Genomic DNA, 8,274 nt, shown 5'->3' with positions numbered 1-8,274 from the left:
GCCGCGCGGCCGCCGCCCGGCTCGGCGCGGGAACCAGGATCAACGGCCGCTCCCTGATGCGCAGCCGAGCCAGCCCACCGGCGAGCGCCAGCCCCAGCGGTTCGGCCAGATCGCGGCGGCCGCGTTCCTTGGCTGCCAGCACCGCGCGGCGGCCGGGGCCGCGGTAACGGCTCAGCGCCCAGCACGGCACACCGGGATCGGTACGCGGCCTTATCCGAAACGGCGGCCCCGCCAAGGCTTTTGCGCATTCGCCGCACCATCGGATTCTCGGCCGCCCGCATCCACCGCATGCCACGGGCAGCACCAGATCCAACAGAGTCCGCATCGCCCGAGTGTGCCCGCACCCACCGACACAACCGCACCACCCGAGTGCACCCGCACCCGCCGACACGACCACACCGCCCGCAGGGCGCGCGCCGGGTATTCCTACCGCCCCCGCCCTGCGCCCACTCGCTCGACCGCTTCCGGCACCAGGGATTCAGGGTAGGCAGGCATGGGTCGAGTGGTTTCGGTAGCCGGGCGGTCCACCGTCATAGTCTGCGGGCCGAGCAGCACCGTCCGCGCGATCCCGTACAGCGCGAGATCGTGGGCACCGCGGGAGGTTATTGCGCGGCCATCGCCGCAGTCCCCCAACGATCCGCCTGACCAGCCAGCCGGTAGGGCCCGGTCGGCAGGCTGGGTCAGCCCGGTAGCACCGGGACCGTGTTCTCGCCCGTCAAGCCGGGCACCTCGCGCCAGAATTCGTCGCGCGACGCCGCGCCCCCGGAGTAGTGCAGTTGCAGGACCGCGCGCGAATCGGCCACGTACTGGGTTTCCGGCGACGCCGAGACCACCCGCACTGGCGGGGTCAGATTCTGCGGGGTCTGCGGTATGCGTTGCGAGCCGTCGATCGAGATGCTCACCACCGGGTCGACGTTGCCTTCCCTGGCGACAATGACCGCTTCGCCGGTGAGCCAGCTCATCGACTGCGCATTAGTGCTGAGCCCGAGGGCGAGCGGTATCGGAGAGGTGAGCGCGTATTTGCCGTCCGGTCGCCGCTCGACCACCGCGATATAGACCTTGCCGTCGGCGATCAGCGCCGCGCGCACCCCGGAGCGGGCGATACGCAGCTCGGTGATGGGCAGCCGCAGCGACTGGCCGGAGGTGATTGCGGTCAGCGCAGAAATATCGACCTCCTGCACCGAAACGTGGCCGGTATTGCGGTCGTTGACCGCCCGGATCACGCGTTCACCGTCGATGACCGCCCACGCGGCGCTGCCGTCGGAGGTCCACGACGGTCTGCTGATGGTGGTGCCTTCGGCCACGGGGAACGCGTTACCGCCGTAGGTGCCGATCATCAGGGTGCGCGGGGGCTCCGGCGGAGGACGTCCCGCGTCGGCAACCGCGGCGACCAGCTGGCCGTCCGGTGACAGACCCGCCGACTGCAGGTTGTGCACCGAACCGAAATAGCCGGGTGCGGGCGAAATACCTTTCTCGTTCACCTGCACCAGCGAACCGCCCCGCAGCGCGTGCAAACCGGTGTGGTTGGCCGGACGCACCGAGGCGGCGAACGGCTCGATATCGGCCACCGACCACCCATTGGTAGCGAACCGCTCGTCCAGCGGTTTGCCCTCCGCCAGCAGCATGTACGGGCCCAGGATGTCGGCGCCGGACAAGGTGAGCACCACCTGCGCGGCCAGCAGTTCCCGGTCGCGGGGGTTCAGTCTGTCTGCCCCGGAGAAGTCGATGCGCACCCCGCCGAGACCGACTCCGACCTCGGCGGGATCACCATTGGCCTTGGTGATCGAACCGCGCAGCGCCACCGGTGCGGCAAGCAGATTGCGCACCACGGGGGCGATAGCGGGCTGTGGTCCTTCGATCAGCTGGCTCAGCAGCCGCTGGGTCAGCTGTTCGGGCGGCTCGGCGAACCAGCGCAGATCCGGCACCGCGGAACCATCGGGGCCGACGAAGTACAGCACATGACGCGCATAGGATTTTTCGAAGGCACGGGTCTCCATCACCACGCCGTCGGGCAGCTCATCGATACGCCATTCGCCACCGACCTTGGTCATTTCGATCTTGTTCTCGATGAGCCCTTCGGCGACGCGATAGGAACCGTCGACGGACAGCTCACCCACCTTGCGAGCGCGCAGCACATAGGTCGCTTCGTGCTCGGTCCGCGATTCGCGCAGCGTGTCGGCCGTCTCCACGATCACCGTCGATGTGGTGTCGTTCCACTGCGTCGCCGCCGCGAGCGTCATGTACTGGCGGGCGGCCAGATGCCGGTTCGCCGGCTCCGCGGTGGCCTGCAGGAAATCACGCAGCAGCAGGTCGGGATCGCGACCCGGGATCGGCGGAGGGGGGCCCTCGGGAGTGGGCTCCCGGTTGATCGTGCCCAGCGCCTGCGGCTGGGACGATTCCGGCAGGCTCGCGCATCCGGACGCCACCACGGCGACCACCACCACGCTCGCCAGCAGTGTGACCAGTCGGAACAACCTCGGATGCCTGCGCCCCATGGTCATGACTGTATGTCCCTGTTCTCGGAGAACTCCGACCGTTCCGCGCCGCGAGACGGCCCGTTGCCCGGCGCGGGCCCACCGGGTCGTGACGGGTCTGCGCTCCCTGACTGTTGCCGCTGCGCCTCGCTCGACCCGTCGGCCACCGAATCGGTCACGCCGTCCTCGGGGCGCCCGGCAGTAGATCCGTCACGGGCGGGGGCACCGCTGTCGTCCGGGCCGTCGTCTGCCACGGCATCACCGCCGGGTGCCATGCCAGTATCCGAGTCTGAGCGGCTCTCGGTCGCTGAGCCCGCTTCCGGCGCAGCGCCACCCTCCGACACGACGCCGGGACCGGACGCACGATCCTGGTCGGCCGCCGAGCCGCTTTCCCGATCGCGCTCCGGCTCTGCACTCGAAGGCTCCGCACTCGAGCCGACCCCACCGCTACCGGGCGCCGCACCACTATCGGATTCGGAGCGGGCCCCGATGCTCCCCTCAGGCGGTGTGCTGCTGTCATCGGGGGCTGCTGGGTCGTCCAGCGCATTACCGGCCGGGACGGCATCACCAGCCGCGAGCACGGCGCTTCCGGCAGTGTCGTTTTCCGACGCGTGTGCGAGCACAGGGGCCGGGCCGTTCTGTTCTGCGGAACTGCCTTGGGAGTCCGCCAGGTCTGGGGTGTCCGGCACGGCTTTCAAGGCGGGCACGGTGCTGCCTGCAGCCTCCAGCTCGGCATCGGTGACAGGGCGCCGGGGTGCCTTACGGACGGGTTCCAATGGCAGCGGGCTCTTGCCGAGTTTGCGGCCGCGGACCAGCGGCAAGGTCAGGCGGAAGCTGGCGCCGACACCGACTTCGCCCCACGCCTCTAGCTTGCCTTCGTGCAGGTTCGCGTCCTCCTGGCTGATGGACAGGCCGAGCCCGGTGCCGCCGGAGCGCCGCATCCGGGACGGGTCAGAGCGCCAGAACCTGCTGAATACCAGCTTCTCTTCGCCGGGCCGCAGACCGACACCCTGATCGCGGACCACTACGGCGACGGCGTTGGCCTCGCTGTCGCCACGCATCCGCACCAGCACCGGTTTACCCTCGCTGTGGTCGATGGCGTTGGCGGTCAGATTGCGCAGCACCCGCTCCACCCGGCGCGGGTCGACCTCGGCGACCACCGGCTCCTCCGGCAGATCCACCACCACCTCGACACCGGATTCTTTGGCCAGATGCCGCACGGTGGCGATCGCGGCGCGCACGCACATCCGCACATCCAGGGATTCGACCTGCAGTTCGGCGACACCGGCGTCATGCCTGCTGATCTCGAGCAGATCGTTGAGCAGGCCCTCGAACCGGTCGAGTTCGGTGACCAGCAGTTCCGCGCTGCGGGCCAGCGCCGGATCCAGATCCTCGCTGCTGCCGTGGATCAAATCGGCGGCCATGCGCACGGTGGTCAGCGGGGTGCGCAGCTCATGGCTGACATCGGAGGTGAAGCGCCGCTGCAGATTGCCGAACTCCTCGAGCTGGGTGATCTGGTTGGACAGGCTTTCGGCCATTTCGTTGAACGCCTCGGCCAGCCGCGCCATATCGTCCTCGCCGCGCACCAGCATGCGTTCCTTGAGCCGCCCGTCGGCGAACCGGCCCGCGATCCGCGCCGCCGACCGGATCGGCAACACCACCTGCCGGGTGACCAGCGCGGTGATCGCGGCGAGCAATACCAACAGCACCAGCCCACCGACCATCATGGTGCCACGCATCAGCGCCAGACTGCGTTCCTCGTTGGTCAGCGGGAAGATCAGGTACGTCTCCAGCGTGGGTACCTCGGCGCTCGGGCTGCCGATGATCAATGCCCGGCCCTCGTAGCCGTCCGAGTCCGAGACCGTCGTGAACTGGTAGCTGACCTGGTTGCGCTGCACGAACCGGCGCAGCTCGGCGGGGACCTCCTCGATCGGCCCGACCGTGATCTGCTGCTGCCTGGTGCCGCCGACCATGCTCAATGCCGAATCGAAACTGCCCGCCGCACCGCCTGCTTGTCCGCCGCTACCGCGGCTGGACAGTGCGTCGCGGGCGTCGGCGAGCCGCTGCTGCTGGCTGCTGATGTCGTGCACCCCGGCCAGCTGGCTTTGCACGGTGTTGCGGGCGCGATCCATCTCCTCGACCGCGGCATTGATCTTGGCGTCCAGCAGGCGGTCGGTGATCTGGCTGGTCAGCACGACCCCGAGGACCGTGATCACGATCAACGACAAGGTCAGCGTGGAGACGATGACCCGCAGTTGCAGCGAGCGCCGCCACAGATGCCCCAGGCCGACCCCGGCCTGCTCGAACCATTCGGTCACCGGGACCAGCGCCTGCCGCAGCTCCGCAAGGCGCCGCCCGGAGCCCGCCTCCCGGCCTACGCGGGGCCCTTCGTGGTCAGGCAACTACCGCCTCCGGGCCCCGAGCTCAGGTCGGATCACGGCGGTCCGGCCTTGTAGCCGACGCCGCGGACGGTCAGCACGATCTCCGGGTTCTCCGGATCTTTCTCGACCTTCGCGCGGAGTCGCTGCACGTGCACATTCACCAGCCGGGTGTCGGCGGCGTGCCGGTAACCCCACACCTGTTCGAGCAGCACTTCCCGAGTGAACACCTGACGGGGTTTGCGCGCCAGCGCCACCAGCAGGTCGAATTCGAGCGGGGTGAGCGAGATCTGCGCGCCTTCGCGGCTCACCTTGTGCGCGGGCACGTCGATGACGATATCGGCGATCGTCAACAGTTCCGCAGGCTCTTCCTCGGTGCGGCGCAGCCGGGCACGCACCCGGGCCACGAGTTCTTTCGGTTTGAACGGTTTGACGATGTAATCGTCGGCGCCCGATTCCAAACCGAGCACCACGTCGACGGTGTCGGTTTTCGCCGTGAGCATCACAATCGGCACCCCGGAATCGGCGCGCAGCACACGGCACACGTCGATACCGTTCATGCCTGGCAGCATCAGATCGAGCAGCACCAGATCGGGCCGGATCTCCCGGACCGCCGACAGCGCCTGTGTGCCGTCGCCGACCACATGCGGGTCGAATCCTTCCCCGCGCAGGACGATGGTGAGCATCTCGGCGAGCGCCATATCGTCGTTGACGACCAGAATCTTCGGCTTCATAGTTACTATGTTGTCATCTCCCCGGCTCGTAACGGGTCGCCACGCCAAACACTGGCGGTTCCCGCGGAATATCCAACACTATTCGCCGGCGATTTCGGCAAGCCGAGCAGCCAAATCGGCCGGATCGTCACCGGATCGGTACGTCCACCACGGCCCGTACCAATCGCGCCGAGCGAGCTCACGGTACACCTCTGCGGTGCGCCGCTGCAGCCCGCCGTCACGTTCGTAGGCGTCCAGGGCCCGGGACTCGTCGAGCTCCCCGCGGCGGCGGGCGCGTGCGACGGCGACCTCTGTCGGCACATCCAGCAGCAGCTGTACCCGCGGCACCGGCAGCGCGAACCGGCCGAACTCCAATCCGCCCACCCAGGCCACGATTTCACCGTCGGCAGGCTGTTCCAGCCGGGCCGCGCTGTAGGCGGCGTTGGAGGCCACATAGCGGTCGAGGATCACGATGTCGTTATCCGCCAGCAGCTTCGACAGGTCGTCGCGGGCTCCGGCCCGGTCGAGGGCGAACAGCAGGGCCATCGCGTTCACCGAGGCGGCGACGTCGCCGTGCCCGCCCCGCAGGGCTTCGGCGGCCAGGTCCGCATGCACGGAACGGCCGTAGCGAGGAAAGGCCAGCGTCGCCGGACGCACGCCCCGCGCACGCAACTGTGCGACGAGCCTGTCGATCAGCGTGCGTTTGCCCGCACCGTCGAGCCCTTCCACCGAGACCAGCGCCATGCGGAGCAGATTACTGGCGCAGCCGGACAAGCGGTGCCCCGCCTGCTACTCGGCAGGCGGGACAACCGGCCGCCTCAGTACCGGTAGTGGTCGGACTTGTAGGGCCCTTCGACGTCGACGCCGATGTATTCGGCCTGATCCTTGGTCAGCTTGGTCAGGTTGCCGCCGAGCGCTTCCACGTGGATGCGGGCAACCTTCTCGTCCAGGTGCTTGGGCAGGCGGTAGACCTCGTTGTCGTATTCCTCGGGCTTGGTCCACAGCTCGATCTGGGCGATGACCTGGTTGGAGAAGCTGTTGGACATGACGAACGACGGGTGGCCGGTGGCGTTGCCCAGGTTCAGCAGGCGGCCCTCGGACAGCACGATGATGGACTTGCCCGTTTCGCCGAACGTCCACTGGTCGACCTGCGGTTTGATAGTGAGCCGGGTCGCGCCGCAGCGCTCCAGGGCAGCCATATCGATCTCGTTGTCGAAGTGGCCGATATTGCCCAGAATGGCCTGATCCTTCATCGCCTTCATGTGCTCGAGGGTGATGATGTCCTTGTTGCCGGTGGCCGTGATGACGATATCGGCGGCGCCGATGCCCTGCTCGACGGTGACGACGTCGTAGCCGTCCATCAGCGCCTGCAGCGCATTGATCGGGTCGATCTCGGTGACCTGCACGCGCGCGCCCTGCCCGGCAAGCGATTCCGCGCAGCCCTTGCCGACGTCACCGTAGCCGCAGATCAGCACCTTCTTGCCGCCGATGAGCACATCGGTGCCGCGGTTGATGCCGTCGATCAGCGAGTGACGGGTGCCGTATTTGTTGTCGAACTTGGATTTTGTGACCGAATCGTTGACGTTGATCGCTGGGAACACCAGCTCGCCCGCGGCCGCGAACTGATACAGCCGCAGCACACCGGTGGTGGTCTCCTCGGTGACACCCTTGACGCTCTCGGCGATCTTCGACCACTTGCCCTTGTCGGTGGTGAAGCGCTCCCGCAGCAGATTCAAAAACACCGTGTACTCGGCGGAATGCTCCTCGTCGGCGGGCGGCACCACGCCGGCTTTTTCGAACTGTGCGCCCCGCAGCACCAGCATGGTGGCGTCGCCGCCGTCGTCGAGGATCATATTGGCCGGCTCGCCCGGCCAGGTCAGCATCTGCTCACAGGCCCACCAGTACTCCTCCAGCGTCTCGCCCTTCCAGGCGAACACCGGGGTGCCCTTGGGCTCGTCGATGGTGCCGTGCGGCCCGACGACGACCGCCGCGGCGGCATGGTCCTGGGTGCTGAAGATATTGCACGACGCCCAGCGCACCTCGGCGCCGAGCGCGGTCAGGGTTTCGATGAGCACCGCGGTCTGCACCGTCATATGCAGCGAGCCGGAGATCCGCGCCCCCTTCAGCGGCGCGACGTCGGCGTATTCGCGGCGCAAAGCCATCAGACCGGGCATCTCGTGCTCGGCCAGGCGGATCTCCTTACGGCCGAATTCGGCCAGTGACAAATCCGCCACCTTGTATTCGATGCCGTTGCGGACATCGGCGGTCAGCGATGTGCGTGGAAGTTCTGAGGTCGTCATCAGCCTGGATCAGCCTCTCTGGATGTCGGTACCGAGGCAAGGCTAGTCGCTACAGCGCGGCTACGCGGCAGCCCCGTACGCGGCCAGCAGCCGCCGTCGTTTTCGTGGCGCGATGTTGGCCATGGTGACGTCGCCGCCGTAGTGCGCGAGTACCCGCTTGTCCATCACCAACCGCCACAGCGGCGGGAAAAGAGCGAGCACCACCATGCTGGCGTAACCAGCGGGCAGCTGCGGAGCCTGCTCGCAGCTGCGCAGGGTCTGATAACGGCGGCCGGGATTGGCGTGATGGTCGCTGTGACGTTGTAGATGGAACAGGAAGATGTTGGTGACCAGCCGGTCACTGTTCCAGCTGTCTCGCGGCGAGCAGCGCCGGTAGCGGCCGTTTGCGCGCTGTTCGCGCAGTAGCCCG

Annotated in this window: 5 protein-coding genes and 2 pseudogenes; all 7 read right to left on the bottom strand. The window is 67.8% G+C overall.

Annotation, left to right across the window (positions count from 1 at the left end; all coding sequences use genetic code 11):
- Positions 1-325, bottom strand: a pseudogene (locus B0T44_RS25515) (ComF family protein); the annotation flags it as partial.
- A gap of 355 nt (positions 326-680) precedes the next feature.
- Positions 681-2,501, bottom strand: coding sequence for an MtrAB system accessory lipoprotein LpqB (lpqB, locus tag B0T44_RS25510; protein WP_077121576.1), 1,821 nt, complete (start codon positions 2,499-2,501; stop codon positions 681-683).
- A 740-nt stretch (positions 2,502-3,241) separates the two neighbouring features.
- Positions 3,242-4,813 (bottom strand): annotated as a pseudogene (gene mtrB, locus B0T44_RS25505) (MtrAB system histidine kinase MtrB); the annotation flags it as partial.
- A gap of 95 nt (positions 4,814-4,908) precedes the next feature.
- Positions 4,909-5,586, bottom strand: a complete 678-nt coding sequence (mtrA, locus tag B0T44_RS25500) for an MtrAB system response regulator MtrA (protein WP_081512705.1) — start codon at positions 5,584-5,586, stop codon at positions 4,909-4,911.
- Between the two features lie 78 nt (positions 5,587-5,664).
- On the bottom strand, positions 5,665-6,309 hold the full coding sequence (locus B0T44_RS25495) for a dTMP kinase (RefSeq protein ID WP_077121579.1): 645 nt from the start codon (positions 6,307-6,309) through the stop codon (positions 5,665-5,667).
- Positions 6,310-6,383: 74 nt separating this feature from the next.
- The gene (ahcY, locus tag B0T44_RS25490; RefSeq protein WP_077121581.1) at positions 6,384-7,865 is read right to left on the bottom strand and encodes an adenosylhomocysteinase; all 1,482 of its coding nucleotides are present in this window, start codon (positions 7,863-7,865) and stop codon (positions 6,384-6,386) included.
- Between the two features lie 60 nt (positions 7,866-7,925).
- A partial coding sequence (locus B0T44_RS25485) for a fatty acid desaturase (protein ID WP_176219242.1) occupies positions 7,926-8,274 on the bottom strand: 349 nt, incomplete at its 5' end.

The organism is Nocardia donostiensis (genome assembly GCF_002081715.1).
GTDB classification, from domain to species: domain Bacteria; phylum Actinomycetota; class Actinomycetes; order Mycobacteriales; family Mycobacteriaceae; genus Nocardia; species Nocardia donostiensis.
The sequence above is the reverse complement of the archived record's forward strand: the minus strand, read 5'-3'. Positions and strand labels throughout refer to the sequence as shown.